Origin of the sequence: Polynucleobacter sp. JS-JIR-II-50 (assembly GCF_018687895.1) — a bacterium.
GTDB lineage: Bacteria > Pseudomonadota > Gammaproteobacteria > Burkholderiales > Burkholderiaceae > Polynucleobacter.
Map to the genome: position 1 here is coordinate 303,178 of NZ_CP061307.1, position 25,913 is coordinate 329,090.

Below are 25,913 nucleotides of genomic sequence, written 5' to 3' on the forward strand. Positions count from 1 at the left end.
ATTAATGCAAAAAGTTATAATGGAGGTCAATTGCAAAAAGTCAAAACCATTAATTACCCGTCAATCTTAGTCACTACAAAGCCTATCCATGAGTGATAACGCATCTGCGTCTCCAGAGCTAAATGGCGACCATGAAATCTCTTTTCTAGACATAGTCAATTTTCTGACTGTTTTTTGGAAAAAGCTCGTCATTGCAGCTCTAGTCGGTGCTGCATTGGGTTTAGCGGGCTGGTTTGTCTTGGGGAGTTATTCTGCGGAATACGTGCTCCTCAATAACACCAACACCAACACCAACACCAACACCAACACCAACACCAACACCAACACCAACACCAACACCAACACCTATGGGCTCGATCTACTGTCCTGGAAGGTAATTCAAAAAAGTCTGCCTAATTTAGCTGCTCAAATAGTGGAAGACGGTAAGGCACCCGAGGGCCAAGCCGGGCTTTATCGCACCCTTTCTAATGATCAGTGGTGGCAAAAAAATGCAATACCGAGTTACGCTCTTTCAAAGGCGGATACTAAGGATCTGGCGGGAATCAGTAAAGAATTTGATGGCGCTAGCACAACGATCTTGAGTGTGGCCGTCAACGCTAGTGGCTCCACTAAAGAGGGTGCAATAGACGCAGTGAGAGTGGCTGCCCAGTTCTTGCGATCTGGAGGAGCTTATCTACAGATACGCAGTATGCTAAATGCTTATGAGGGCGAAGTTATCAGTGCCGCGGGAGAAATTCAAAGAAAAATCACCAGTACGCAAATTGAGATGGGTTATCAGCAGCAGCGAGCGAAGTCCTTGGAGGAGCTGTACAAGCGCTATCCTAGTAACTCTAGTGTTGGTCAGCAAGTAGTAGACCCTAAAGAATCTGGCGCCAAGTACCTCTCCATTACTACGCAAATTATTGCGGCAAATAATGATATTAACCAGTCCAAGGAAGCATTAAGTAGGATGGACGATCGCTTGGCTCAGATCTCTTTAACCAAATTATTTCTCGATGAGGCGCTTCCTAAAATAGAAACCACCTTTGACGGCTTAGTTTTAGATAAAGAGCTCCTAGCAATTGAGGCAAATCTGCGTGACAAAATTGGCAAAGATGACCCCAAACAAAAAGAAATCTTAGACCAAATCCGCTCACAACTTTTAATGATTCAAGCTCGTTTTACAAAGGGCTTAGAGGCTAATACGGCGCCGACTAGTAGTGGCAAAAAAGGCATGATCAAAAGTGTTGCAGGCGGATTGGCTGGCGGATTTTTCCTGGTGCTCATGTTGCTCTTAGGTCAACGCGTGTGGACGAGCATTAAAACCGGTGGCGCTAAGTGAAGGTCCGCGTGCAAACTAGTGCCCGGGATCGGGCATTAGCGGGCTTGAGTGGTAACTTTGTTGTTACCGAAGATTCTAAGGTTGTGCCAGGTCTGATTTTTTTGACGAGCTATAAGAAAAAACGTTTTACGTAACGTATCTTATGAATGTAATTTTTAATTAATTTTTTCCATCTCCTTAAATACAATAAATGTTTGAAAATAAAAGTATTTTAATTACTGGCGGCACTGGTTCTTTCGGGCATGCATTTGTTGCCATGACGTTGGAAAAATTTAAGCCAAAAAAATTGATCATTTTTTCCCGCGATGAAATGAAACAGTGGGAAATGGCTAAAATTTATGGGGCTGATCCACGTATTCGTTTCTTTATTGGTGATGTCAGGGATAAAGAGAGATTGCACAGAGCTCTGCATGGCATCGATTTTGTGGTGCATGCAGCCGCGACTAAAATTGTTCCTACTGCTGAATACAATCCTTTCGAGTGTGTCAAGACTAATATTAATGGCGCCATGAATTTGATTGATGCTTGCATAGACCAAGGTATTAAGAAAGTTGTTGCTTTATCAACGGATAAGGCCAGCAGCCCAATTAATTTATATGGCGCTACAAAGTTGGCGTCCGATAAACTATTTGTCGCTGGAAATTCTTATGCTGGTGGTCAAGAGACTAGATTTTCTGTTGTTCGCTATGGAAATGTAATGGGGTCTCGTGGATCCGTTATTCCTTTCTTTATGTCTCAAGCAGATTCAGGAAGGCTTCCAATTACTGATACGCGTATGACGCGTTTTATGATTAGTTTAGAGCAGGGAGTAGAGTTGGTTTGGCACGCTTTTCAGGATATGGTTGGTGGCGAGGTTTATGTAAAAAAGATCCCCTCGATGAATATTGTGGATATTGCGAAGGCTGTCGCTCCTAATGCCGAACACGAAATTATTGGCATTCGACCAGGGGAAAAGCTCCATGAGCAGATGATTAGCCCAGAGGATTCCTATCATACTTATGAGCATCCTGAATATTTTAAAATTTTGCCCGCCATCCATCAGTGGAGTTCTGACCCACTGCGCATTAAAAATGGAGTGAAGGTAGTAGAAGGCTTTAGTTATGACTCCTTGAGTAATCAACAAAAGATGAGTGTGTTAGAGCTTCAGGGTTGGATAGAAAGTCACCGTGCAAAAATTGGGGCAATTTAGTAGTGAGAAATATCCCATATGGCCGACAAGATATCTCAGCTGGGGATATTGACGCTGTTATTAATGTCTTAAGATCTGATTGGCTTACCCAAGGGCCAGTTGTTCCGCAGTTTGAAAATGCTATTACAGAGTACTGTGGCGCCAATTTTGCCATAGCTGTAAATAGTGCAACATCCGCCCTTCATATCGGCTGCTTATCTCTGGGATTGGGGCCTGGTGATTGGCTTTGGACATCTCCGATATCATTTGTCGCCTCGGCTAATTGCGGTTTGTATTGTGGCGCGCGAGTTGATTTTATTGATATCGATCCTCTTACATACAACGTCTCTATGGGCGCCTTGGAAGAAAAACTTCGTATAGCAAAAAAGAATGGCGCCTTACCCAAGGTGGTTGTACCCGTGCATTTTGCAGGTCAATCTTGCGATATGAGAAGAGTGCGGCAGTTGGCCGATGAATACAACTTTAAAATTATCGAGGATGCATCACATGCCATTGGTGCAAGATACCAAAATGAACCAGTAGGAAATTGTCGATATTCCGATATTACCGTTTTTAGTTTTCATCCAGTCAAAATTATTACTACAGGTGAGGGTGGGGTTGCCGTTACAAATGATGCGAAGTTGGCAAGTCGCATGCAAATACTTAGAAGCCATGGAATTACCCGAAATTCAAGCGCAATGCTGAGTCAAAATGTTGGCCCTTGGTACTATGAGCAAATTGAGCTTGGCTTTAATTACAGGATGACAGATATTCAAGCGGCCTTGGGATTAAGTCAGCTACATAGACTGGATAAATTTGTTGATGCTCGGCAAAGTATCGCTAAAAAATATAATATTGCTTTAGCTTCTTTGCCGGTGACTATCCCCTGGCAAGATCCAGATAGTTATTCCAGTTTTCATCTTTATGTAATTCGATTAAAGACGGATGCGATTAAAAAGACTAGGCTTGAAGTTTTTGAGAGTATGCGTGCCCTGGGTGTCGGGGTAAATGTCCACTATATTCCAATCTACCATCAACCTTTTTTCAAGAATCGTCATGGATTTGATATTGGTTACTGCCCTAATGCGGAGGCGTATTACAGGGAGGCAATCTCTTTGCCTATGTACCCTTCATTAGTGGATGCTGACTTTGATTATGTGGTTGCCTCACTCCGTCAAGCTTTAGGGATTAAATATCAGTCATGACGCATCAATCGCTCGGTAAAATTTTGGTGCTGATTCCTGCAAAGGCTGGTTCGGTACGCTTGCCTCGTAAGAATATTCGAAAGTTTTTAGGGGTTAGCCTTCTTGGGCGCGCGATTAAGCGAGCTCAAAATCTTTCTTTTATTGATCGAATATGTGTCAGCACCGAGGATGATGAGGTGGCCGATGAGGCACGGAAGTTCAATGTCGATATTCCTTTTATGCGCCCTGAAGTTTTATCAAAAGATCCTGCGGGTGTAGTTGAGGTGGCTTTGCATGCTCTCGAATGGTTTGAGTTACATGGTGAGGATTTTGATACTCTGATTATTTTGCTACCAACCTCCCCTTTTTGTAAAAGTTCGCATATTGAAGGTGCAGTGGATGTGTATTTAAAAACTGGCGCGAAGTTTCTCATGAGTGTCTCACGCGAAGTGCATTCACCCTTTAGTAGCCTTATTTTAGATGATGGATGGCTAACACCGCTCCATCCAGAATACTTAAATCAAACCGGGTCTCGAAGCAATGCGCTAGTTCCTTTGTTGGCAAGGTGCAATGGCGCAATAACGATCTGCAATGTTGAGGAGTTTAAAAAAACTAAGAATTATTATTCTTATCCTCTGGCGGCCTATGAGATGCCACTAGAGCGCAGTATTGATATTGATACCGAGCTTGAGTTTCAATTTGCTGAGTTCTTGGCAGAGAGGAATCCAAGTCTTGCCGACTAAAATTATATTTAGAGCAAATGCCAACAATAAGATTGGGACTGGTCATGTTATGAGGTGCCTAGCCTTAGCTAATGCATGCCGTAATTTTGGAGCAAAAACCCAGTTCATTGGTAGCATCGAAGATGAGGTGCTAGTTCAGCGCATAATTTCCAATAAGCATGAATTTATATCATTAGATTCTGGGTTCGGGTGCGCCTGGCCAGAGAGTTTGGATGATTATTTTGGGTGGGTTGTGCTTGATGGATATGATTTTGATTCAAGTGATCAGGTAAATATTCAAAAAAAAGGATATAAGTTAATGGTTATTGACGATATGGCCCATCTTGATATTTATTATGCTGACGTAATCCTTAATCAAAATTTTTCAGCGCATCCTGGTCATTATCGTTTGGGGTCTGCGGCTCAAATGTTGATGGGGCCCAATTATGCGTTATTACGAAAAGAATTTTTAGGGAGAAGTCAGTCTCTGCGCCAAAAGGCAGAGAATCGCCTATTAATTACCTTGGGGGGTTCCGATCCTCAGGGGGTTATCTTTCAACTTCTAGATGCATTAGATCTCGTTGATCAAGTAAAGCTGGAAATAAAGGTGATTGCAGGTTCTAGCTCATTTCATCTAAATCGACTAAAGGATTATGCAGATCATATGCAAAAAACTGGTGTTCATTACATAGAGATCGAGCGCTTTACCAACGATATGCCAAGCAAAATGCTTTGGGCGGATTTTGCAATTATTGCAGGAGGCAGCACAACTTTAGAGGCTGCATATATGGGATTGCCTGTCCTTGTAATAACGATGGCCAATAATCAGGCTGCTATTGCTGAGGCAATGGGGGCGGCGGGAGCGGCAATACCGTTGGGCTGGCATTCTGATCTAAGTGCTAGATCTATTGCGAATGAAATTTACAATTTAGTCGTTAATGATCAAGTTAGGCATGGAATATCCTTGAGTGCGCGCACCCTCGTGGATGGCTATGGGGCAGATAGAGTTGCCCAAATTTTACTAAATTAAATAATTTTCTATCAATGCAAAATGAAAGTGCATCCCAATGGATAAAAAAAATATTATGAACAGTCAACAAGACAAGTATGCTGAAACAGCATTTTGGGATCAAGTGTCTCGTCAGCGTATTTATGCTGCATTTGATGAGGATGAGTATAAGGAGGTTCTCGATAAGGTTTGGGGTTCCCAAATGCAAGATCTTAAGATTGCTGATATTGGTAGTGCATCTGGAGTGTCGGCCGCTTTATTTGCTGCTTGTGGCGCAAAGGTTACTGGCATTGAAATATCTCCAGATCTAGTCACTCAGGCGCAGGACCTTTGGAAAAATTATTCCGATAGAATAAATTTTGTTGTTGGTGATGCGGAGAATCTGGATTTGCCGGACTCAAGTCAAGACGCTGTTTTTTTGGTGGCGTACTCCATCATATCCCTCTTTTAGATCAAGTTTATTCCGAGGCTTGGCGCGTTCTCAAGCCGGGGGGGAAGCTAGTTGCCATTGAGCCAAATCAAGCGGATTTTTTAGAGTTAATTGAGTGGGGTGTGGCTGACTTGCGTGGGAAATTGACTCCTAACGAATATCCAATGAACCCCTTGGCTATGAGAAATGAGTTGCGTCATGCTGGATTTATCAAGCCCAGATTTTGGACTATCCGCAGTGATATTCCTGTTCTCAATCAAATTCCGCTGATTAAATTATTTTTTAGTAGAAAAAAAGGATTTTCAATAAAGAAACCCTTGTTGAGCCTCTTAAATGCTTTTCGCTCCCCGGAAAAAAGGGGAAATTTCTTTGTAATGGTTGCTCAAAAATCATGAATACTAATTGGAGGGAGTTTTGGGACAATAAGGCACTGGCGTCAAATGATTTCCAGGCGACTGGACGTGGTCTTATGGATCCCTTAGGATTTTTATACACTATTGAAGAGATTGTAAAACTATTAAATTTACAGCAAGGCGAATCTCTTGCGGATATTGGTTGTGGTTCTGGGTTGGTGGCATTATCTTTAGCCCCATGGCTTAAGGAGATTAACGGCATAGACATTAGCCCAGCATTAATTTTGAGAGCAAAAGCAAATCTATTGGGAATTTCAAACATCAATTTTAATGTTGGAGATTTTACCGATCTTCCTTTAGAGTCTGCTTCTACAGACAAATTACTTGCCTACAGCGTGCTTCAATATTTGAGCGGGAGAGAAAATGTTTTGGCAGCTTTTAAGCAAATTAAACGTGTTTTAAGGGATGGAGGCAAAGCCCTACTTGCAGCTAATCCAGATCCTTTAAAGAGGCTGACTTACGAGGAAGTCGTAAGAAAAAATCAAGATAAAAATGCTGCCGATAGAGAAATTTCTTTATGTGATGATTTGCTTTGGATTTCTAAAGAGGAATTTTTTGATCTTGCCAACGAAGTAGGTTTAACTGCGAAAATCGAGCCCATTAACCCACGTATTTGGCAACATTTTTATATGTTCAATTTGGTGCTAACAAAACAGAAGGAGTGCTAATTGGGGAGTCAGATATTAATTGGAGATCGTCCAGTAGGATTGGGGCAAGAGCCATTCATTGTTGCCGAGGTGGGGATTAACCATAACGGGGATATAAATCGTGCATTGGAAATGATTAACGTTGCTTCCAGGGCAGGTTGTGACGCAGTAAAATTTCAAACATTCAAGGCAGATCAGTTTATTAATGATCCTGCGCAGATTTTTACCTATCAGTCTCAAGGTCGGGAAGTTAGTGAATCTATGCTGGAAATGTTTAAGCGTTATGAGTTGCCTGATAGTGCATGGCAGATTCTTAAGGAGGAGTGTAGAAAAGCAAATATTATATTTTTTTCTACCCCGCAAAATATTACTGATTTAAGGATTTTAGAAAAAGTAGGTGTTCCGGCAATTAAGGTTGGTTCAGATGACTTCACTAATCTCCCTCTTTTAAAAGAGTATGCAAAAACTGGCTTGCCGCTAATTTTATCGACTGGGATGTCCAACTTAGCTGAAGCTTATCAAGCCCTAGAAGTTATTGGGGCGCTTGAGAGTTATCCAGCAATCCTATTGGTATGTACATCTCAATACCCCACTCTTCCTAAAGATGTTAACCTTGCGCGAATTGCGGCCTTAAAAGCCGCCTTTCCCATGGTTCCGATTGGTTTTTCTGATCATACGCGCGGTGCTTTGGCTTCATCGATCGCCGTATCTCTTGGGGCATGTTTTTTAGAAAAACATTTCACGCTTTCACATGATCTCCCGGGGCCAGATCACTGGTTTTCGGAGGACCCTACGGGTCTTTTGGATTGGGTGAGTAGTATTCGAACGGCATACAGTATGCTTGGAAGTCCAGTTGTAAGACCAACAAGCCAAGAAAAGATTAATAAAGGCGAATATCAGCGGCGTATTGTTGCTGCCAAAGATATTAATCCTGGGGATACTTTCGTAGAAGAATCTTTTATTATGCGACGAGTTCCCGGAGGGAGGGGTTTACCGCCATCGTTTGTTGATTATTTATTGGGGCGAAGTGCGCTCCGGGATTATCGCGCAGGCGAACCAATAGAGTTTTGATTATGGACCAAACTCATTTTAAAGAACTCTTTTTAAATCTGATAAATAATATCGATAATCCTTTTCACCCTTTGGTTTGGATAAACGGATTACCAGAAATAGGTAGCGGAACATATATCGGAGGTTTTTCGGAAATAAATGCAAAAGGCGCAAAGCTTTTAATTGGAGACAATTGTGATATTGCATCCTTTGTTGCTATCAATGTTGCCGATTCCCACAGGCGGTGCATCGGCTTGGAGTCGGATAACGAGTATCGTGACATTTTTATTGGCAATAATGTTTTTATTGGCTCTCATGCTGTAGTGCTTGGAGGCGCCATTATTGGTCATAATTCGGTTATAGCCTCTGGAGCGATTGTACGGAATATTAAGATCCCCCCTTTCTCGCTTGTCTTGCCAGATTGCATAAAACCTGAATACTATCGTAAAGAGTTTGAGGCTAAGCATGGGGTCTCCTGATTTAAACATACCTCATAATCTTCCACTTATTGCAACTGAAGATTTAGAGGCGGTTAACGCAACCTTAACTTCTGGCTGGATAGCTCAAGGTAAAGCAGTTTCAAGCCTGGAATCCTTCTTTGTGGAAAAATATGCACAGGGTTTTTCTTGTGCATTATCTAGTGGAACTTCAGCCCTATTCCTTGCTTTAAAGGGATTAGGTATTAAAACAGGCGATAGAGTGGCAATTCCCACATATGCTTGCTCGGCAATATTAAATGCAGTCTATATGCTTCAGGCCAAGCCTGTATTGGTGGACGTTTTGCCTGATACATTTTGTTTGGATCCCCAAGGTTTAAATGAGGTTCAGGATATTTCAGCTGTAGTTGCAGTACATACATTTGGTGCTAAAGCTGATGTCCAGAAAATGATCGATAGTCATGTGGTGGTGGAAGATTGTTGCCAGTCGGTATGGGGGGCTGATAACGAAAGCTTGCTCGGAATGGTTGGATCTGCCGCGGTTTTTTCCTTTTATGCAACAAAAATCATTACAGGTGGTCAGGGCGGTCTAGTTTGGTCCCGTGATGAAAGCCTCGTAAATACAGTCAAAGATTATCGTCAGTTTGATGGCAGGACTTTTTATGAGCCTAGATTTAATTTTCAAATGAGCGATATTCAAGCAAGCTTGATAGTGAGTCAATTTAAAAGATTTGAAACTATCACTAGGCGTCGTCAATTTATTGCTCGACAATACTTAGATGCTTTGCCGATCGGTCTGTCGTTTCAGAAGGGCGCAGATAAGACAGATGCAGTTCTTCAAAGATTTGTTGTTATTGCTCCCAATGTATCTATTAGGGATAGGTTTCAAAAGCATATGCTAGATGGAGGCGTTAATTGTATCGTCCCTATAATGCGCTTTGAATTGCTTCACAACTATTTAAAGTTAGACCCTCAACAATACCCTGTTGCTGAAAATATAGCCGACAGAACATTATCCCTGCCTATTTATCCGGCCTTAACAGATGCGCAGGTTAAATTAATCTCAAATTGCATTAAGAATTTCAAAATATGATACTGACTGCACATCAACCTGTTTACCTGCCTTGGCTTGGCTTATTTCATAAAATAGCCTTATCGGATTTATTTATTTCATTTGATCAAGTTCAATATCAACCAAAGGATTGGAATAATAGGAATAGGATAAAAACCCCTCATGGGCCAATATGGTTATCAGTTCCAGTCTTAAGAAAAGGATATCTTGAAAAAACTATTAGTGATATTGAGATTAATAATGTAGAGCCATGGGGAAGAAAGCATTGGCGAAGCATTAAAATTTCATATTCGAAGGCTCCCTACTTTGGTAGGTACGGAGATTTTTTTGAGGATACATATAGTAGAAAATGGGAATCATTGGTTGATTTGAATGCTTATATGCTGAGATGGTTCCTTGAAACTCTTAAGATTCCTGTCCCAATTCGCTCTGCTGGGGAGTGGAAGTTCGAAGGAGAGAAAAGTGGGCTGGTCTTAAATATGTGCAAGCAAGTGGGCGCTAGCCATTATATTTTTGGGGCACTTGGGCAGGATTACGCTGATAAAGAAAGCTTCAACAAAGAAAATATAGCCATTCATTTCCAGGACTACATTCATCCTATTTACCCTCAATTACATGGTGATTTTGTGCCCTATTTGAGTATTATCGATCTGCTATTTAATTGTGGCGATGAAAGTCGTGACATTTTACTTGCTGGAAATATTCAAAGAAATTTACTTTTAACTAACTGAAAAGGATGTCAATGATGGAGATTAATATTGGCGGTCGATTAATTGGGAAAAATCATCCCTGTTATCTTATTGCTGAGGTCGGAACTACTTGCATGGGTGATCTAGGCAAGGCCTTAAAGCTAATTAAGGCAGCTAAGGATGCTGGTGTCGACGCTATTAAATTTCAGGTTATAGATCCAAGTCAGCTATCAGATGAGAGTGTTAATTACCCTGTTAAGACAGGCGAAATAACTACGCAAGTTTCGATGAAGGATATGTTTCAAAAATTAGTTTTCGATGAGGCAACATGGGCAAAAATTTATAAAGAGGCCAAATCTGAGGGCTTGGATTTTTTTGCTACAGTGGATTACATTGAGGGCGTGGAGATGTTGGATCGAATAGGTGTTGACGCACATAAAATTGGAGCATGGGACTCCACATACAAGCAGCTCATTGAGGCAATTGGAAAAACTGGCAAACCTATGTATGCTGATTTGGGCCCAACCTCAGAAGTAGAGGCGCACGATATTGTCGACTGGTATAAGAAATCAGGTGGAGAGACCGTTCTTTTTATGCATGATTTTCATACAATCGATGATCGTCAAATGAATTTACGAGCCATAAATAAATTAAATGAATTATTTCCATGGCCAGCAGGATTCTCGTCGCCTGCTCAGGACGCTGATCTTGATATTGCGGCTTTAGCTCTTGGTGCCGCATATATTGAAAAGCGTTTGATATTGGATCGCACGGACTTTGCTTTCCATGCGCACGAGTCCCTTGAGCCAGCCGAATTAAAGGCTTGGGTTCAGCGAGTTAGGCATGTAGAAAGCGCCCTCGGCAGGGCGGTTATAGAGCCTTCGACTGCCGATTTAGAGGGAAGTAAAAAATATTACAGAAGTTTATGCAGCGTAAGTGATATTCGGGCTGGTGAGGTTTTTACGGTTGAAAATTTAGGCGCCAAGAGACCTGGAATAGGTATGCCAACAAGTATGCAGAATGCTGTGCTAGGAAAGAAGGCGGTACGAGATATATCAATTAATACCTTAATAACTCCAAAAGACTTCTCATGAATGTATTGATAGTTGTTCCACATCCAGACGATGAAGTATTGGGTTGCGGGGGATCGATTGCACGTCATATCAGTCAGGGGGATTCCGTCACAATTCTTATTCTTGCGGAAGGCATAACTTCTCGCGCGAATACTCGTGAATTAGGAAGGGACTCTAGGAAGTTGCAGGCTTTGAGGGGGGCCGCACTAAAGGCTAGTAAAATTTTGGGTGTGACAGATACTGTACTTCATGATTTTCCGGACAACCGGATGGATGGTTTGCAGCTTTTAGATGTTGTAAAAGTGGTCGAGAAACATGTGAATCGTCTGCGACCTACTGTTGTGTATACAACGTTTTCAGGTGATGTAAATATAGATCATCAGATTTGCTACAGGGCGGTTGTTACGGCATGTCGTCCTCAGCCAGGAATGTCTGTCACAACTCTGCTTGTATGCGAAACATTGTCTTCTACAGAATGGCAGCCGCCTGTGAATTGCACCCAGTTCTCACCAAATTTTTTTATAGATATAACATCAACTCTCTCAATCAAATTGCGGGCGCTTGAAGCATATAAGGCAGAGCTTCGGGAGTGGCCGCACCCTCGTTCATTGAAGGCAGTCGAAAATCTAGCAACCTATAGGGGCAGCTCAGTAGGAATTAATGCTGCTGAGGCTTTTATGTTGGCACGATGTATTTATTGAAAAAATCTAACACTAAGCCGTTGCCAGGAATATATTGAAAGCATTAAAGGTATTTGAATTAATTGCTAAGTTGTGGTGCCACCTTGAAATGAGAAGGCGAGCACAGTTCGGCCTTTTGTTGCTTCTGATGATCGTTTCGGCACTTTCGGAGGCAATAAGTATTGGTGCGTTAATTCCATTTTTAGCGGCGCTAACATCACCCAAAAATTTAAGTGGAATGGGGGTATTTAATTTCACTGGCAATCTTAATTCGGATAATTTAATCCTCATTGCAACGATAGTATTTTCTGCGGCTGCTCTATTGGCGGGTGGAATTCGGGCCACTCTTCTTTGGGTTAGTACTAAACTGGCTTTTATGGTTGGGGCTGAATTAAGCTACAAAGTTTATCTAAAAACTTTATTTCAACCTTATATTGAACATATTCAGAAAAATAGTAGCGAAACAATTGATGCGGTAACTGGAAAAAGTAACGCGCTAATATTTAATGTTATTTTGCCCGCCGTGAATTTATTGGCGTCATTGGTGATGATGATTATTATTTTTGGTGCGCTAGTCTGGATTAACCCACTAGTTGCGTTTTCAAGTATGGTTGGATTTGGATCAATTTATTTTGTATTAATTTTGATTGCAAAAGATCGCCTACACACCAATAGTAAATTGATTGCAATTAATGCCAGTAAAGTTATAAAAGCACTGCAGGAGGGGATTGGTGGCATTAGGGATGTTTTGATTGATGGATCTCAATCTATTTATGCCGAAATATATAAGACTGAAAATATTCCATTGAGAAAGGCTCAGGCAGCTAATATTTTTATTTCGCAATCGCCGAGATACCTGGTTGAATCATTGGGAATTATTCTCATTGCCTTTATTGCGTATGCACTCACTGCAAATTCAAAAGGAATAAATTCAGCAATACCAATATTGGGAGCAATGGCTCTTGGGGCGCAAAGATTGTTACCTGTTTTACAGACTGCCTATGCGTCATGGACTTCTGTTATATCCAGTCAGGCATCTCTTGAGGACACACTCCAGATATTAGATATAAAGATTCCAAGTAAACAGTTGCTGAAGAATGCTAAGCCTATCGAATTCAACGATGAGATTGCTTTAAAAGATATTTATTTCAAATATGACCAATCCTCTGAATGGGTATTGAATGGGTTGAATTTAACAATTAAAAAAGGTGAGCGAATAGGAATTATTGGAAAATCTGGAAGCGGTAAGAGTACGCTAGTCGACATGCTTATGGGGCTACTGACTCCAGATCAGGGTGTGATATTGGTGGATGGAGTCGCGATTACTCTATCTAATTTGAGTTCATGGCAATCGCATATTGCGCATGTTCCGCAGATGATTTTTTTAGCAGACGGACCATTATTTGAAAATATTGCCTTTGGTTTGCCATCCAATCAGATTGATCATGATCGTGTATCAGAATCTGCATGCAAAGCAGAATTGTTTGATTTAATAGAATCAATTCCAGGAAAATATAATGCTAATGTGGGGGAGCGAGGAGTTCGTCTATCTGGCGGACAACGACAACGAGTTGGTTTGGCCAGGGCGCTCTATAAAAATGCAGATATCATCATATTCGATGAGGCTACAAGCGCTCTTGATGATGAAACAGAATCAGCGGTAATGAAGTCGATTTTTGGTATTGAAGATACTATAACAATGATCATCATTGCCCACCGTATATCAACCTTGAGAGGTTGTTCAAATATTTACGAAATTGATAGCGGTATTTGTCGCAATCTTGGGGGTTACGAAGAGATGATATTAAATAATTCAAAAACTGGGATATGACATAAGTCGTTAGTTTATGGTTTGAGATGTTTATTTTCAACCACTTCACTGCGCTCTACACATAGCAGAGCAGAATATAAATTATGAAAATTGCAATTCTTACTTTTGATGCACGTATTAAAATGTATCAAGAAACCTTATTGTTTTTTAAGCGATATTTTGAGGTGGAGAATAACGTTTATGTTTTTGGGTGTTCTGGAGATTTAGCGCGTTGCACAAGCATGACGTCACTAGGGATTCGTGTTGATCAAAAATTTCCACAGTCACTGCGTGATGCGACCTGTAAAAAATGCCAAAAACATCAAAATGAGCTATCCCCAAATATTGAATATAGTTTAAATGATGCCTTAGATAGGCCCAATCATGAGCAGGAAAAGATATTGCTAAAAGTAAGGAATATGCATACAAGTAATTCTTCTTCGCTGCTGGATATTCATTATAAAGATCTTCCCGTAGGTAAGCTAGCTTTCTATGACTTTGCAATGCAAAATAAAATTGATGATAAGACTTTGCTGCAGGATGAAGAGCTTGAAAACTACACTTCTTATTTGACAGACTGCTTTAAGGTTCTAAATTTTTCCGACAGAATACTGGATTCAAAAAAATTAGACGCGATTGTGTACGTCAATGGAAACTACAGTTTAAATGCAGTTGCAAGAGAGAGATTTGCAAAGAATGGTGTTAGATGCTGGTCTATTGAGTATGCACTTTCCCATACTGCAACTAAAAAAAGAGTGTACCTGGAAGAGAATAGATTAGTGCACGATAGAAATTGGTCATCATTTGTTGAAACTTCTAAAGCTTATAAATGTAACTTGGAGGATACGCGCGCCGCTATACAAGCCTTCCGTTCTCGATTTAAAGGATTAGATTTCAATAGTTATAGTAGCCCCAAGCGAAGTGATGGTTGGACTGGCTTTGATGACTTCAAATGCAAATATAAGCACCTAGTCTCGATATTTGTTAGTAGCAGCGATGAAATGAGGGTTCAAGAGGTTGTTTATGGATTTGAGCAGGATAAAAGGTTTTTTAAAGATCAAATTGAGTGGTTAAATTACATCATTGATAATGCTAGCCCTTCTGTGGGCTATGTCATAAGGTTACATCCAAGGTTAAGACCGAATAAACGAGAAAAAGTAGAGGCGGGAGAGTACAGATTAATTGCCGCTGCACTTGAGCGCGTCAAAAATTTCCCCAATTTCTTTGTTATTGAGGCAAATGATCCTATCTCTAGTTATTACGTTCTATTGAAATCCAGTATTTCTATAGTAAGTTGGTCGACAATGGCATTGGAAAGTGTAATTCTTGGGGTGCCAGTTATTGCATGTTTCCCGGGAAATATTGTTTATCCTATTGAGGCTATGTCACCTCAACCGGGTAATTTGAACGAAATGCAAGATTTAATCCAATGTAGGAATTTTATACATAGAGACAATGCGCACGATGTGGAGGTATTAAGATGGATTGCTATTTGCTACCACGCAATCGGCACTGAAATTTTGGGTGTTAGATATCGTAAAAGAGTATCTTCATTTATTCGCTCAATCTTTGAAGGTTTAATTCTTAAATCTCCCCATCTATTTAGAGTTTTAGCTTATAAAAAGTTTAGAGAGCCGATTCAAGTTTTTTCTTCGAGTAAGGAAATTAAGATAATCAGGAAGCCAAGTCAAGAAAATCAAGATTATGAATGCTTAAAAATGTTAGATAACTTTAGAAATGAAATCCATGGGTACTTTGGGTAATTATAGGTATAACAATAATTTAAGTTAAAGCAGTTCAATAAAAAGGAAAGAGAATCCTTTACATAAGATGCATTGATCCATAAGTTATTATCTCTATGTTGTTTATTCCAATATTATAAGTAGTATTATTATCAAACAACCAACTGAGATTTTTTTCTCATTATAATAAATTATTAATATTTCCCCAAACACTAGAGATTAAGTGTCTAGATTCTTAAGAATAAGAAAAAAATATCCCATAAAAATATTTATGCCATGAGAAATTTAATCAAAAAATTTATTCGCAACCACTTTGATAATCCATTTCGTTGTTATGGACAAAGTGGTGAAGATCTTGTGTTGGATAGGCTATTAAACGGCAAGAGGATGGGATTTTACATTGATGTTGGGGCTCATCATCCAACTAGATTCTCTAATACTTACTTATTCTATAAAAAAGGGTGGAGTGGTATTAATATAGATGCGAACCCAAAATCAATGGAGCTATTTAATAGAAGGCGGTCAAGGGATATTAATATAGAGGTTGGGATTGCAAAAAAAAATGGACTATTGACCTATTATCAGTTTAATGAACCAGCATTAAATACTTTTAATGAGGAAGAGGCTCAACTTAAGAACACTCAACCCTACCACCTTGTAAAAACAGTTCAAGTCCCAGTTAAAAAACTTGGAGATATATTGCGTGAATATCTTCCGCCACATCAGATGATTGATTTTTTAACGATTGATGTTGAGGGCTTTGAGATGCAAGTGTTGGAGTCTAATTACTGGGATTCTTTTCGACCGATGTATATTTTGGTTGAAATTCTTAGATCTAGTCTTAGCCAAATAAATTCTGAAGAGCTAGTTATATATTTATCAACATTAAATTATGCTCCAGTATGTAAAATTTACGATACGATGATTTTTAAAAGTTGTTCATGATAATTTTTCTATCTCTTGTAAATAATGACCGTGAAAAAACTGCTTGGCATTTATCTTGGCTTGATTAATGTTAGCCCCTATTGTTCTTTTTTCTTATAATAGGCCTAGCCATCTTAAAATGGTTATCGAGTCTTTATTGTTAAATCCTGAGGCGAAATATTCCGAGCTTATTATTTATTCTGATGGGGCAAGATCTCCCACAGATGTTCCTTTGGTAAATGCTGTGCGAGCGTTTGCTAACAGTATTTCGGGTTTTAGGACCTTAAAAATCAAAATGCAACCGTCAAATTTGGGTCTATCAAAATCCATCATTTCGGGTGTCACTGAAATAATGAGGTCTTATGGAAGCGCTATTATTTTGGAAGACGATTTAGTGGTTTCGCCATTTTTTTTAAAGTATATGAATCAAGCTCTAGAGCTATACAAAGAAGATTCTATGGTCGCGGCTATTAATGGATACTCATTGCCCGTAGGCACTAATTTACCAGAAACTTTTTTTCTTAAGGGTGCAGATTGCTGGGGTTGGGCTACTTGGAGGCGAGCTTGGAGCCTTTTTAATCCTGATGGCGCATCTTTACTTTCAGAGATTAACTCACGTGGTTTAACGCGTGAATTTAATCTAGATGGATACTATCCTTATGTAAAGATGCTTGAAAATCAAGTAAAGGGCCGCAATCAGTCTTGGGCAATACGCTGGCAAGCCAGCGTATTTCTTAAGGGGATGATGACGCTTTATCCGGGGCATAGTCTTGTGAGGAATATAGGCAATGATAATAGTGGAGTACATTGCAATGCCACGAGTGATTTTGATGTGCAGCTTAGCTGCCGATCTATTGAGGTCAATAGAGTACCAATCATCGAGTCTATAGAAGCACTAGACGCTGTCAAGCTATTTTATAAGAACACTCGATGGTTTCCAAGGCGATTGGCTCGATATATTTTTAATGAGTTCGCTAATTTTTTTCTGAAATTCTACACAGGCTTTAAGAATCATGAATAAATATATTTTTAAAGACATTCTTGAGGGGATAATTTCATTTGAAGCATTCATTGCAAGGCGCTGGGCTGCTAATGCGCATTGGCGGCTTATGATGGTGCAATGGGGTTTGCCTCCTAAGCCTCAGCATTTTGACCATCATATTGATTTGTTTTACAAATGGATGAAAACACGCGATGCGATGTGGTTACAGCGCGGAGTTTTTTCTTCCATAATCTTAAGTGGTGGTAAAGTTCTTGAATTGTCATGTGGCGATGGATTTAATAGTCGTAATTTTTATTCATTACGGGCCAGCAGTATCGTGGCCTGCGATTCTGATGAAAAAGCAATAGCTAATGCAAGACTTAAAAATTCAGCGCCAAATATTAGCTACGAAATTGCAAATATCACGAATTCGATGCCTGAAGGTCAATTTGATAATGTCATTTGGGATTTTGGTTTTCCATTGCTGGAATACTTTTCAGAAATTGAAATAACAAATATTTTTAAAAATATAAAATCTAGAATAAGCGAAAAAAAAGGAATTTTTTCTGGATATACCGTCGCGCAAAAAAAATCAGAAAATTTGGCTATGCCTGAACTTACTTTTTCTAATGCGCAAGAACTACATATCTTCCTTGCAAATCTTTTTACTAAAGTTTTTGTATTTGAAACGAAGTCTCCAGATCGCTTAAATCTTTATTTTTGGGCTTCAGATAACCCCCTTTCTTTTTCAGATATAAAAATAGAATGCAAATAACTTTAAGTTATTTAATTAATTGGAGAACCAGTGATTCCGTTTAATAAATCCTATGTTGGAGGGTGTGAGCTCGAATTTATAAGAGATGCAATTGAGTCAAATACCTTATCAGGGGACGGCGCCTATACCAAACGTTGCAATAGCTGGTTAAGTAAGGAGTTGGGCTCTCAATTTCCGCTTTTAACGCAATCTGCAACTGCTGCGCTTGAAATGGCTGCCCTTCTTGCCGACTTAAATCCTGGTGATGAGGTGATTATGCCTTCTTACACCTTCGTTTCTACAGCCAATGCTATTGTTTTGCGTGGGGCAGTTCCAGTGTTTGTTGATATCCGCCCCGATACTTTAAATATAAATGAGAAGCTAATATCTGGTGCAATTTCAGAGCGTACGCGCTTAATTCTTCCTGTTCATTATGCTGGCGTTGCATGTGAGATGGATGAAATTCTTAGAATCGCCCGGATACATAAATTATTAGTGCTTGAAGATGCCGCACAAGGAATAATGTCATCATATAAGGGGCGTGCTTTAGGATCTATTGGTGATATGGGTGCAATTAGTTTTCATGCAACTAAAAATATTAGCTGTGGCGAGGGCGGTGCTTTTCTCACAAGCAATCCAGAAATAGCGGAGCGGGCTGAGATAGTAAGAGAAAAAGGTACAAATCGTAGTAAGTTTTTCCGCGGGGAAGTTGATAAATATAATTGGGTGTCAACAGGATCATCCTATTTACCAAGTGAATTGAATGCCGCATATTTGGCAGCCCAGTTAGATGTGGCCAGGGAAGTTACAAAGAGACGGCTGGAAATGTGGGAAAGATATAACTCTGAATTTCTTGCTCTTGAGCGCGCTGGGGTGGTGCGACGCCCTACAATACCGCCTGGCTGTATACATAACGCACATATTTATTATTTGATTCTTCCGTCCCTAGCGTTCAGAACTAAATTTATAGAGCTAATGAAGGGGGTGGATGTCTCCTGCACCTTTCATTATGTCCCGTTGCATTCATCTCCATGTGGAGTTGAAAAAGGACGACTGGGTTCCGAGATGAGCGTTACAGAGGATTTTTCTGAGCGCATTGTCCGGCTACCAATTTGGCCGGGACTTGAAGAAAAGCAAGGGTATATTATTAAAAGCTGTCATGAAGTTATTCAAAAATTATTAAGCAGGAAAGAAAATTATTAAGAAAAAATTTAGTAATAAATTCGTATTTACAGCGGTAATTAGCGGGAGAATTACCGGTCAAATTAATACAGCAAAATTTATAATAGAGATACTAAATTCAGAGATTAACAAAGAAAAATTTCTTATATTAGAGCAACCACACCTCTCTAAATATTTTTTATTTAATTGGTTAATTTATATAATAAAAAATATCAATTTATTAATCTTCTTTAATATTGATTATATGTACCTTGTTGCCAATAGAACAAGGAAAAGCTTTTTATTAAGAGATTTATATCCAATAATAATTGCGAATTTAAAAAAATCTAAAATTATTTATCACATTGTTGGTAATGATTTTGTGAATTTTTATAATTCTCTCAGCATTTTTGAGAGAAAATTATTAACTTTATCTATAAGGAGTAATAATTTTATATTTGCCGTCCTTGGAGATGGCATGAAAAATGCGATATGTGAGGTTTTAGATGCAGATAATATAAACTCATCTAAATTAAGGTTCATAGATCTGCCTGCTTTTATTACCAATAAAGCAGTTATCGATTCCAAAAAACACTTTAAACCAATTCTGCATAGTAAAAATATAACTATAGGTTTTATGTCAAATTTGATAACCGAAAAGGGATATAATTACTTTCTAAAGGCTTTTACTAAATTTTCAGGAATATTCCCTGGATGTAACTGCTGGATTGCGGGCCCACGGATTAATGGGGGTGATTATCAAATCCTTGACGAATTACTTGAAAGCGGGCGGATTAATTATTACCCTTATCTAATGGGTGATCAGAAGTGGAAATTATTGGCTGAAACAGACGTCTTTATCTTGCCAACATTCTATGAGACTGAATATTTACCGCTATCAATTATAGATGCAATGCTTTCTGGTTGTTATGTTATTTCATGTAATACTGGTGATATAGCAAAATATATTTCAAAATACAATGGCGCCTTAGTTCCGCATAGAAGCGCAGAAGGCATTTCAGAAGCGTTGATTAGTTATATAAATATGTCACCCAAAGCCGATAGAATTAATATCAGAAATTATGTTCTTAATGCATTTTCTGAAAATAATTATAGGAAGAAATTATTACAAATATGGAGGGAAAACTGAGGCTAAAAAACTATTTAAGCCTATTTCAAGCAATATTTATTGCTGAGATTCTATGTATTGCCACCTATTTGATGATTGTGCAGGTGTATAGAATTGATTTTTCACTGCTATTAATACAGTCAATAATAATTTTTTTGGCTTTATTTATGTCAAGAATTAGTGTTGGTCCGGGCCTAGAGGCAGCAGGGGTTTTCATACTGCTATTTATGGGTATCATTCCTATTCTTGAGGAATTTAACGGCATTATTTATTGGGGGGGTTCTATCTCCCTCGATGAGAAAGTTAGAGGAAGTTTATGGTTAATATTTTCAGCATTATTAATGTCAATTGGCTACTATTTGCCTTTTAAGAATGTAAATTTTTATAGATTTAAAGAAATAGTCTATTCGAAATACGATTATTTACGTATTTTCATATATATTTTATTGCTATCTTATTTCCCACTTAAAGCAAATAATTTTAATATATATAATTTTTTACTAAAAGGGGGGGAATTAACTTCAGATTTATTGGTAAATTCCAAATCTGAATTTTTAATGATTGATTTTTTTATTAGGCCACTAATTTTTAATTTAGGCTTGGCAATTCTATTTTTTTCACAAGTTCATTGGTTAAAAAAGTTTTTTTTATTGCTAATTGCCATATTTTTTGCTTTTCCAACGGGAATATATAGATTCTTAGTTGGAATTTTGTATATTCCATTTATCTATATCATTTTTTTAAAAAAGAAAAATACAATTAATTTTAAATATAAAAAATATTTTATTTCTTCTTTTTTAATTTTTAGCCTTATATTTATATTCCCAATTCTTGAGATTTTCAGAAATTTTACATTTGAGAAATATGATGATTTTACAATTGGAATTGAATACTTAATGACTGGGCATTACGATGCTTATCAAATGTTTCTACATGCTTTACAGACAGATTCTCCAACCTTTGGCTATGGTTTTTTAGGAGTCATTCTCTTTTTTTACCCTAGATCCATTTGGGATTCAAAGCCAATAAACTCCGGCATGGAAGTTGCTGAATTAACTAATCTTTCTTTCACGAATGTATCTATGCCAATATTTGGTGAATTCTACCTAAACTTTTCATATGTTGGAATTTTATTTGGCAGCTTATTTTTAGGTATTATTTTTAAAGTGTTTGATAAAAATTTCACATCTGATTTACGTTTAAATATTAGAAGTTTGCTTTATATGCAAGTTTCTGGCTCTATTGTCATTTTAATGAGGGGGGGTCTACTCTCTGAATTTGCCTATGTTGTTTCAATAATAATTACCTGGTTGGTAATATACGCTGACTCTCGGATTTTTAAATAACCCAATTTTATTAATTTGAAATTTATTTACATTGAAAATATCCATAATAACCGTTGTATTTAATGCCTCAGAAACTATTGCCACTTCTGTTGCAAGTCTTCGGGACCAAAATTATCCGCATATTGAGCATATTATTATTGATGGAGCATCTACTGATGGTACGTTAGATATCCTTAAGAAATCAATCTCGGAGTCTGCCATTTTGATCAGTGAATCGGATGGCGGCATTTACGACGCCCTGAATAAGGGTTTAAAAATGTCATCTGGCGAGGTTATTGGTTTTTTGCATGCGGATGATATTTTCGCCGGCCACAATGTTTTGAGTGATGTTGCTGCTGCATTTTTGGATTCTTCGGTTGAGGGTGTTTATGGGGATCTTGTCTATGTTGACAGATTGAAAGTTCAAAAAGTCATCAGAAGATGGAGGTCAACAAGTTTTTCCAGGGATCTATTGGGCGCTGGCTGGATGCCCCCTCATCCAACTTTATTCGTTCGTCGAAAGTGGTATGAGCAAATAGGAGGTTTCAACGATGAATATCGTATTGCTGCAGATTATTTGAGTATTCTGAAATTGTTCTCTATTCCTGAATTTAAGACTGTGTATCTTAATAAGGTTCTGGTTCGAATGAGAATGGGTGGAGCTAGCAATCATTCTTTGGCAATCATCTTTAAAAAGTCATGTGAAGATTGGGCGGCGCTTCGTTCTGTTGGTTTTTGTCGCTTTGATGCACTTAAGGCATTGCTTTTAAAAAACTTTTCTAAGATTTTTCAGTTTTTATAGAATTTTGATAGATGAATTTATTAAAATCCTACTTGCCACGTACTCAAGCCCCTTAATCTTAGTTGTTTTGTTTTGAATTTTCTTTGCTTCCGTTTTGTAGTGAATATGCTTACTGTTGCTAGGGTGTCTAATTGCTTTTTATGGGCGGCATCATTGTGGGATTGGCTTTGAAGTCTTGCATTATTAAATGTTAGCTAACGTATCCACTGTGCTCTAGATATCTCATGACCGTATCGGTCTTTGACCATCTTCCGCGCTGCATGATGATTGGCATGCTTGCTCCCGAATTAAGTAAATCCTGCGCGGCACCTACTCTCATTGAGTGGCCGCTGATCCCTTCAATAACCAATTCGTCGAGTTCTGCATTCCTAGCTATTCGTTTGTAGATGCGATTAACTTGACCTGAGCCCAGGCTACTGCGTGAAATTCTTCCTCCGCGGTCGATGCCGACCATGAGGTACTCCTGTCCTTCAGGAAGCTCTTTCATCCACTCCACCAATGCAAGGTGGGCACTTTTACTTAGATATAGCCATTTCCCTGTGGAGTCCTGATCTGTCTTACTTTTTCTCAGGAGAATGGATGACGTTTCAACACCATTCTTAATATTAATTTTGACATCCTTTGCTTGCAGTGAGACCAATTCACTTCGTCTACATAAGGTGTCATAGGCCACTAATAATAGAGCGCGATCCCGAACCCCTCTAATGGAATCATCGGTAGCTACTAGCAACTTATCCAGGGTATCTGCATTGATACTGGCAGCTTGACTACAAGAGCGCCCTAACTTGCGATGCATTCTTCGCATTTCCAGAACAACATCGGGATCTTTAGTGGGATCTAGATAGCGGTTGAGTTTATGAATGGTTGCGATACCAGCTACTGCTCTTCGAATACTGGCTGATGATCTCTTGCCGTTACTCATTTTCACAATAAAGTTTGCAATCGTCTGAGGGTGAGTTGGCAACGCCTCCTCTTCCTCCTCATCGCAAAAGTGAATCAGCTCATTAAAGTCGGCTTTGTAAGCCCGAATGCTTGCTGGGGCATATGCCCCCTCTATTCTCTCGAGGGTTTCGGCAAGAGTCGCCCTTGCTTTTAGGTTTAGTTCTGAGTTGTCCATGGCTGACTCCTTACAGTTCATATCTAAAGTTAGGGGTTTTGCTATTCCCTAGGAATGGATGTTTGCCAAAGGGCAATCCACAAAAGGCATCACTGTGTAAGTTACCCTTAGCCGAGAGAATGTCTGCTAATTGAACCAAGTCGTACTCAATCATTTGGGCATTGCGATAGTTCAGTGGGTCGCTACTCATACGCGCTGTCATGAGGTGGCGCAAATGATTAAAGCTTGATTCTGGATATTCGGGGACATATTTCGTACGCGCTTCCAGCAACTTATAAAAGCCCGTCATTTGATGGCCATGCAGATAGCCTGTGGAAGTCAGTTTGTATTGTTTATCCGGTGAATTACTGCACTGGTAGTCGTTTGAGCCCCATTCCCATGGGGGATGACATTTCGGACATGTCTGCGATTTTGCTTGATGGGGATTATTACGATTTTGTGATGAGTGGGCGCAAGATGCGGGAAGGTCTGACATGGATTGCTGAAGATCGCTTGATCCCCTTGAAAGCATTGGCTTGGCTCAATTTAACCCGAGGTCAGGAGGCCGGAGCACCCATTCGTCCTGGCGATATTCGCAAACACCTAGACGATGTGGTTAATTTATCCAATCTATTGAGCCCTCAATTGAGGATTAGTCTGGGATATAGAATTTCGGCTGATTTACAGGAGTTCATCGCCAAGGTTAATGTAGATGCGTATCCTGATTTTGCTCAAGTTAAAGGGCGTTTGGTCTTGGCTTATGGCCTTGAGTAGGTTTCTCCATTAGGCCCTGGTCTGCATAAAGCAATTATTCTCCGCAATAAATGCGGAGAATAAGGGACGTAATCTCCGCATGAACTATTCCAGAGTCTAAAATGCATCTCAATATTGAGCTGCATCTTTAATGTTGGGGTCATGAAGTTGGTGCGAGCTGACATCGTTGGATTTTTTGAAACGTGTCGTGTCCATACTCTTTTTGGTTGAGTTCACAAGCTTCTCCAAAACCAAAGAGCGCGTGTCCACGCACTCTTTAAAAATTGAGGCTATCTCCATTCACTTCTAAATCCGGAAAATGCATTCAAAACTTTTCGATTTTTTTAAAGCGCAAAAATGATTTTTGAAGTCCATTTTTTGTTCTGAATTCGGAAAATTGACCCAAATCATTTCTCGACCCTGGATGCTTTAAAGCAAATTCTCAGAAATGTCACTTTGCCATGGGTCTATATGGTATATGGCTTAGAACGGGTAACAGGTGCGCTAATGCCATGTATCAGGTGCCCTATTGATAGAAATGTCGGTATGTAGCAATATTTATCGACATGATGAGATATGCTATATACTTATGCTATATACATGGGAGTAAGTGATGACAATAACGATTACAACGGTGTTTACCAACAATCGAAGCCAGGCAGTCAGAATGCCTGCTGAGGCGCGTTTGCCTGATGAAGTAAAAAAGGTAATCGTGCGTATTCGAGGTCGCGAACGGATCATTACTCCGATTGAAAATACCTGGGATAACTTTTTCCTAAATGGTCCAGCGGTATCTGATGACTTTATGAATGAGCGCGGAATACAAAAACTAGTTGAGAGGGAAAGCTTGTAATGCTCAAGTATTTGCTCGATACCAACATTGTCATTTATGTTCTAAAGCGTAGGCCTAAGGAAGTGCTGGAAATTTTTAATACGAATGCCAGTCGCATGGCGATTTCAAGCATTACCTTATCGGAATTAATTTACGGTGCAGAAAAAAGTTCCAACGTGGATAAAAATTTAGAAGCAATTGAAGAGTTCATCAGTCATCTTGAGGTGCTGCCTTATGACGCAAAAGCATCGCAACATTATGGTCAAATTAAAGCAGTCTTGGAGAAGAAGGGAGAAATCATTGGTGAGAATGATATTCATATTGCAGCCCATGCTATTAGCCAGGGCTTGATTCTGGTTACCAACAATTTGCGAGAGTTTAAAAGAGTTCCAAATCTAGCGCTGGAAAATTGGGTATTGTAGTTATGAAAATTGAAGAAGCTCAGAATTTGTTTTATGAACTCTTAGATCAATGGACTGCTTATCACAAGGCAGCTGGTGAGCTTAGATCAAAGGTGACCGAAGCATTCACTAATGTAGCAAAAGGTGGCACAAAAAATCCAAGTCTTGAAATATTGACCATCCTTGAGGTGACAGAGGAGTCTGAAAAAAGACTTCAAGAAAAGATGGATGAGATTATGAGCTCGATTGATAGGTGGTACGCCCGCTATGGGGCAATAGTATTACATCATTGAGCTGCAGATTTCTG

General features: G+C 39.3%; 28 protein-coding genes and 1 pseudogene. 27 read left to right on the forward strand and 2 right to left on the reverse strand.

The genetic code is table 11. The features are described from left to right. Nucleotides 1-88 precede the first annotated feature (88 nt). The 23 genes and pseudogenes from FD963_RS01650 to FD963_RS01760 all read left to right on the forward strand — a co-directional run bounded on the left by FD963_RS01650 (nt 89) and on the right by FD963_RS01760 (nt 22,524). Nucleotides 89-1,321, forward strand: coding sequence for a hypothetical protein (locus FD963_RS01650; protein ID WP_215362657.1), 1,233 nt, complete (start codon nt 89-91; stop codon nt 1,319-1,321). 190 nt (nt 1,322-1,511) lie between these two features. Beyond that, a complete protein-coding gene (gene pseB / locus FD963_RS01655; RefSeq protein ID WP_215299410.1) occupies nt 1,512-2,510 on the forward strand; it encodes a UDP-N-acetylglucosamine 4,6-dehydratase (inverting) in 999 nt (332 codons plus the stop codon). Nucleotides 2,511-2,512: 2 nt separating this feature from the next. After that, nucleotides 2,513-3,694, forward strand: coding sequence for a UDP-4-amino-4,6-dideoxy-N-acetyl-beta-L-altrosamine transaminase (gene pseC, locus FD963_RS01660; RefSeq protein ID WP_215362658.1), 1,182 nt, complete (start codon nt 2,513-2,515; stop codon nt 3,692-3,694). Then, complete coding sequence (locus tag FD963_RS01665; RefSeq protein WP_215362659.1) at nt 3,691-4,416, forward strand: cytidylyltransferase domain-containing protein; 726 nt, start codon at nt 3,691-3,693, stop codon at nt 4,414-4,416. The genes pseC and FD963_RS01665 overlap by 4 nt, the downstream gene beginning before the upstream one ends. Next, on the forward strand, nt 4,406-5,425 hold the full coding sequence (gene pseG / locus FD963_RS01670; protein ID WP_215362660.1) for a UDP-2,4-diacetamido-2,4,6-trideoxy-beta-L-altropyranose hydrolase: 1,020 nt from the start codon (nt 4,406-4,408) through the stop codon (nt 5,423-5,425). Before FD963_RS01665 ends, pseG begins: the two co-directional genes overlap by 11 nt. A gap of 181 nt (nt 5,426-5,606) precedes the next feature. Continuing rightward, nucleotides 5,607-5,848, forward strand: a pseudogene (locus FD963_RS10400) (class I SAM-dependent methyltransferase); the annotation flags it as partial. Between the two features lie 108 nt (nt 5,849-5,956). Beyond that, nucleotides 5,957-6,229: a hypothetical protein gene (locus tag FD963_RS01680; protein WP_251367258.1), complete on the forward strand. Its 273-nt coding sequence runs from the start codon at nt 5,957-5,959 to the stop codon at nt 6,227-6,229. Beyond that, a complete protein-coding gene (locus tag FD963_RS01685; RefSeq protein ID WP_215362662.1) occupies nt 6,226-6,915 on the forward strand; it encodes a class I SAM-dependent methyltransferase in 690 nt (229 codons plus the stop codon). The genes FD963_RS01680 and FD963_RS01685 overlap by 4 nt, the downstream gene beginning before the upstream one ends. After that, nucleotides 6,916-7,965 carry an N-acetylneuraminate synthase family protein gene (locus FD963_RS01690; RefSeq protein ID WP_215362663.1) on the forward strand — a complete coding sequence of 350 codons (1,050 nt, stop codon included), beginning with the start codon at nt 6,916-6,918 and terminating at the stop codon, nt 7,963-7,965. Nucleotides 7,966-7,967: 2 nt separating this feature from the next. Beyond that, on the forward strand, nt 7,968-8,423 hold the full coding sequence (locus FD963_RS01695) for a hypothetical protein (protein WP_215362664.1): 456 nt from the start codon (nt 7,968-7,970) through the stop codon (nt 8,421-8,423). Next, entirely contained in the window at nt 8,410-9,474 is a 1,065-nt protein-coding gene (locus tag FD963_RS01700) for a DegT/DnrJ/EryC1/StrS aminotransferase family protein (protein ID WP_215362665.1), read from the forward strand. Before FD963_RS01695 ends, FD963_RS01700 begins: the two co-directional genes overlap by 14 nt. After that, complete coding sequence (locus tag FD963_RS01705; RefSeq protein ID WP_215362666.1) at nt 9,471-10,184, forward strand: WbqC family protein; 714 nt, start codon at nt 9,471-9,473, stop codon at nt 10,182-10,184. Before FD963_RS01700 ends, FD963_RS01705 begins: the two co-directional genes overlap by 4 nt. Before the next feature lie 5 nt (nt 10,185-10,189). Beyond that, entirely contained in the window at nt 10,190-11,236 is a 1,047-nt protein-coding gene (locus FD963_RS01710; RefSeq protein WP_215362667.1) for an N-acetylneuraminate synthase family protein, read from the forward strand. Then, nucleotides 11,233-11,916, forward strand: a complete 684-nt coding sequence (locus tag FD963_RS01715; RefSeq protein WP_215362668.1) for a PIG-L deacetylase family protein — start codon at nt 11,233-11,235, stop codon at nt 11,914-11,916. The genes FD963_RS01710 and FD963_RS01715 overlap by 4 nt, the downstream gene beginning before the upstream one ends. Nucleotides 11,917-11,950: 34 nt before the next feature. After that, entirely contained in the window at nt 11,951-13,726 is a 1,776-nt protein-coding gene (locus tag FD963_RS01720; RefSeq protein ID WP_215362669.1) for an ABC transporter ATP-binding protein, read from the forward strand. A gap of 83 nt (nt 13,727-13,809) precedes the next feature. Then, nucleotides 13,810-15,468, forward strand: a complete 1,659-nt coding sequence (locus tag FD963_RS01725) for a hypothetical protein (RefSeq protein ID WP_215362670.1) — start codon at nt 13,810-13,812, stop codon at nt 15,466-15,468. Between the two features lie 255 nt (nt 15,469-15,723). Beyond that, nucleotides 15,724-16,392, forward strand: coding sequence for an FkbM family methyltransferase (locus tag FD963_RS01730; RefSeq protein WP_215362671.1), 669 nt, complete (start codon nt 15,724-15,726; stop codon nt 16,390-16,392). A gap of 67 nt (nt 16,393-16,459) precedes the next feature. After that, nucleotides 16,460-17,392, forward strand: coding sequence for a glycosyltransferase family 2 protein (locus FD963_RS01735; RefSeq protein ID WP_215362672.1), 933 nt, complete (start codon nt 16,460-16,462; stop codon nt 17,390-17,392). After that, nucleotides 17,385-18,128, forward strand: a complete 744-nt coding sequence (locus FD963_RS01740) for a class I SAM-dependent methyltransferase (RefSeq protein ID WP_215362673.1) — start codon at nt 17,385-17,387, stop codon at nt 18,126-18,128. Before FD963_RS01735 ends, FD963_RS01740 begins: the two co-directional genes overlap by 8 nt. 30 nt (nt 18,129-18,158) lie before the next feature. Beyond that, complete coding sequence (gene rffA, locus FD963_RS01745; protein WP_251367259.1) at nt 18,159-19,310, forward strand: dTDP-4-amino-4,6-dideoxygalactose transaminase; 1,152 nt, start codon at nt 18,159-18,161, stop codon at nt 19,308-19,310. Between the two features lie 223 nt (nt 19,311-19,533). After that, on the forward strand, nt 19,534-20,418 hold the full coding sequence (locus FD963_RS01750) for a glycosyltransferase family 4 protein (RefSeq protein WP_215362674.1): 885 nt from the start codon (nt 19,534-19,536) through the stop codon (nt 20,416-20,418). Nucleotides 20,419-20,564: 146 nt separating this feature from the next. Continuing rightward, nucleotides 20,565-21,743 (forward strand): O-antigen polymerase, encoded by a 1,179-nt coding sequence (locus FD963_RS01755; protein ID WP_371818480.1) that lies wholly within the window; start codon nt 20,565-20,567, stop codon nt 21,741-21,743. 31 nt (nt 21,744-21,774) lie between these two features. Continuing rightward, nucleotides 21,775-22,524, forward strand: coding sequence for a glycosyltransferase family 2 protein (locus FD963_RS01760; protein ID WP_215362676.1), 750 nt, complete (start codon nt 21,775-21,777; stop codon nt 22,522-22,524). A gap of 190 nt (nt 22,525-22,714) precedes the next feature. On the opposite strand, the gene FD963_RS01765 is transcribed toward FD963_RS01760, so the two are convergent. Together FD963_RS01765 and FD963_RS01770 are read right to left on the reverse strand one after the other, a co-directional pair. Next, a complete protein-coding gene (locus tag FD963_RS01765) occupies nt 22,715-23,641 on the reverse strand; it encodes a site-specific integrase (RefSeq protein WP_215362677.1) in 927 nt (308 codons plus the stop codon). A 10-nt stretch (nt 23,642-23,651) separates the two neighbouring features. Further along, nucleotides 23,652-23,930, reverse strand: coding sequence for a hypothetical protein (locus tag FD963_RS01770; protein WP_215362678.1), 279 nt, complete (start codon nt 23,928-23,930; stop codon nt 23,652-23,654). Nucleotides 23,931-24,019: 89 nt separating this feature from the next. Here FD963_RS01770 and FD963_RS01775 point away from each other — a divergent pair, with 89 nt between their 5' ends. From FD963_RS01775 to FD963_RS01790, 4 genes are all read left to right on the forward strand, one after another. Next, entirely contained in the window at nt 24,020-24,394 is a 375-nt protein-coding gene (locus tag FD963_RS01775) for a hypothetical protein (RefSeq protein WP_215362679.1), read from the forward strand. A 592-nt stretch (nt 24,395-24,986) separates the two neighbouring features. Then, nucleotides 24,987-25,226, forward strand: a complete 240-nt coding sequence (gene vapB, locus FD963_RS01780) for a type II toxin-antitoxin system VapB family antitoxin (RefSeq protein ID WP_371818481.1) — start codon at nt 24,987-24,989, stop codon at nt 25,224-25,226. After that, a complete protein-coding gene (locus FD963_RS01785; RefSeq protein ID WP_215362680.1) occupies nt 25,226-25,627 on the forward strand; it encodes a type II toxin-antitoxin system VapC family toxin in 402 nt (133 codons plus the stop codon). The genes vapB and FD963_RS01785 overlap by 1 nt, the downstream gene beginning before the upstream one ends. Before the next feature lie 2 nt (nt 25,628-25,629). After that, nucleotides 25,630-25,899 (forward strand): hypothetical protein, encoded by a 270-nt coding sequence (locus FD963_RS01790; RefSeq protein ID WP_215362681.1) that lies wholly within the window; start codon nt 25,630-25,632, stop codon nt 25,897-25,899. Nucleotides 25,900-25,913: the final 14 nt, after the last annotated feature.

Excerpts from the sequence above, each read along its gene's own strand:
- FD963_RS01650 (WP_215362657.1), top strand. The coding sequence starts at position 89 with ATGAGTGATAACGCATCTGCGTCTCCAGAGCTAAATGGCGACCATGAA.
- pseB (WP_215299410.1), top strand. The coding sequence starts at position 1,512 with ATGTTTGAAAATAAAAGTATTTTAATTACTGGCGGCACTGGTTCTTTC.
- FD963_RS01665 (WP_215362659.1), top strand. The coding sequence starts at position 3,691 with ATGACGCATCAATCGCTCGGTAAAATTTTGGTGCTGATTCCTGCAAAG.
- FD963_RS01685 (WP_215362662.1), top strand. The coding sequence starts at position 6,226 with ATGAATACTAATTGGAGGGAGTTTTGGGACAATAAGGCACTGGCGTCA.
- FD963_RS01695 (WP_215362664.1), top strand. The coding sequence starts at position 7,968 with ATGGACCAAACTCATTTTAAAGAACTCTTTTTAAATCTGATAAATAAT.
- FD963_RS01700 (WP_215362665.1), top strand. The coding sequence starts at position 8,410 with ATGGGGTCTCCTGATTTAAACATACCTCATAATCTTCCACTTATTGCA.
- FD963_RS01705 (WP_215362666.1), top strand. The coding sequence starts at position 9,471 with ATGATACTGACTGCACATCAACCTGTTTACCTGCCTTGGCTTGGCTTA.
- FD963_RS01710 (WP_215362667.1), top strand. The coding sequence starts at position 10,190 with ATGTCAATGATGGAGATTAATATTGGCGGTCGATTAATTGGGAAAAAT.
- FD963_RS01715 (WP_215362668.1), top strand. The coding sequence starts at position 11,233 with ATGAATGTATTGATAGTTGTTCCACATCCAGACGATGAAGTATTGGGT.
- FD963_RS01725 (WP_215362670.1), top strand. The coding sequence starts at position 13,810 with ATGAAAATTGCAATTCTTACTTTTGATGCACGTATTAAAATGTATCAA.
- FD963_RS01730 (WP_215362671.1), top strand. The coding sequence starts at position 15,724 with ATGAGAAATTTAATCAAAAAATTTATTCGCAACCACTTTGATAATCCA.
- FD963_RS01735 (WP_215362672.1), top strand. The coding sequence starts at position 16,460 with ATGTTAGCCCCTATTGTTCTTTTTTCTTATAATAGGCCTAGCCATCTT.
- FD963_RS01740 (WP_215362673.1), top strand. The coding sequence starts at position 17,385 with ATGAATAAATATATTTTTAAAGACATTCTTGAGGGGATAATTTCATTT.
- FD963_RS01750 (WP_215362674.1), top strand. The coding sequence starts at position 19,534 with ATGTACCTTGTTGCCAATAGAACAAGGAAAAGCTTTTTATTAAGAGAT.
- FD963_RS01755 (WP_371818480.1), top strand. The coding sequence starts at position 20,565 with ATGTCAAGAATTAGTGTTGGTCCGGGCCTAGAGGCAGCAGGGGTTTTC.
- FD963_RS01765 (WP_215362677.1), bottom strand. The coding sequence starts at position 23,641 with ATGGACAACTCAGAACTAAACCTAAAAGCAAGGGCGACTCTTGCCGAA.
- FD963_RS01770 (WP_215362678.1), bottom strand. The coding sequence starts at position 23,930 with ATGACGGGCTTTTATAAGTTGCTGGAAGCGCGTACGAAATATGTCCCC.
- FD963_RS01775 (WP_215362679.1), top strand. The coding sequence starts at position 24,020 with ATGGGGGATGACATTTCGGACATGTCTGCGATTTTGCTTGATGGGGAT.
- vapB (WP_371818481.1), top strand. The coding sequence starts at position 24,987 with ATGACAATAACGATTACAACGGTGTTTACCAACAATCGAAGCCAGGCA.
- FD963_RS01785 (WP_215362680.1), top strand. The coding sequence starts at position 25,226 with ATGCTCAAGTATTTGCTCGATACCAACATTGTCATTTATGTTCTAAAG.
- FD963_RS01790 (WP_215362681.1), top strand. The coding sequence starts at position 25,630 with ATGAAAATTGAAGAAGCTCAGAATTTGTTTTATGAACTCTTAGATCAA.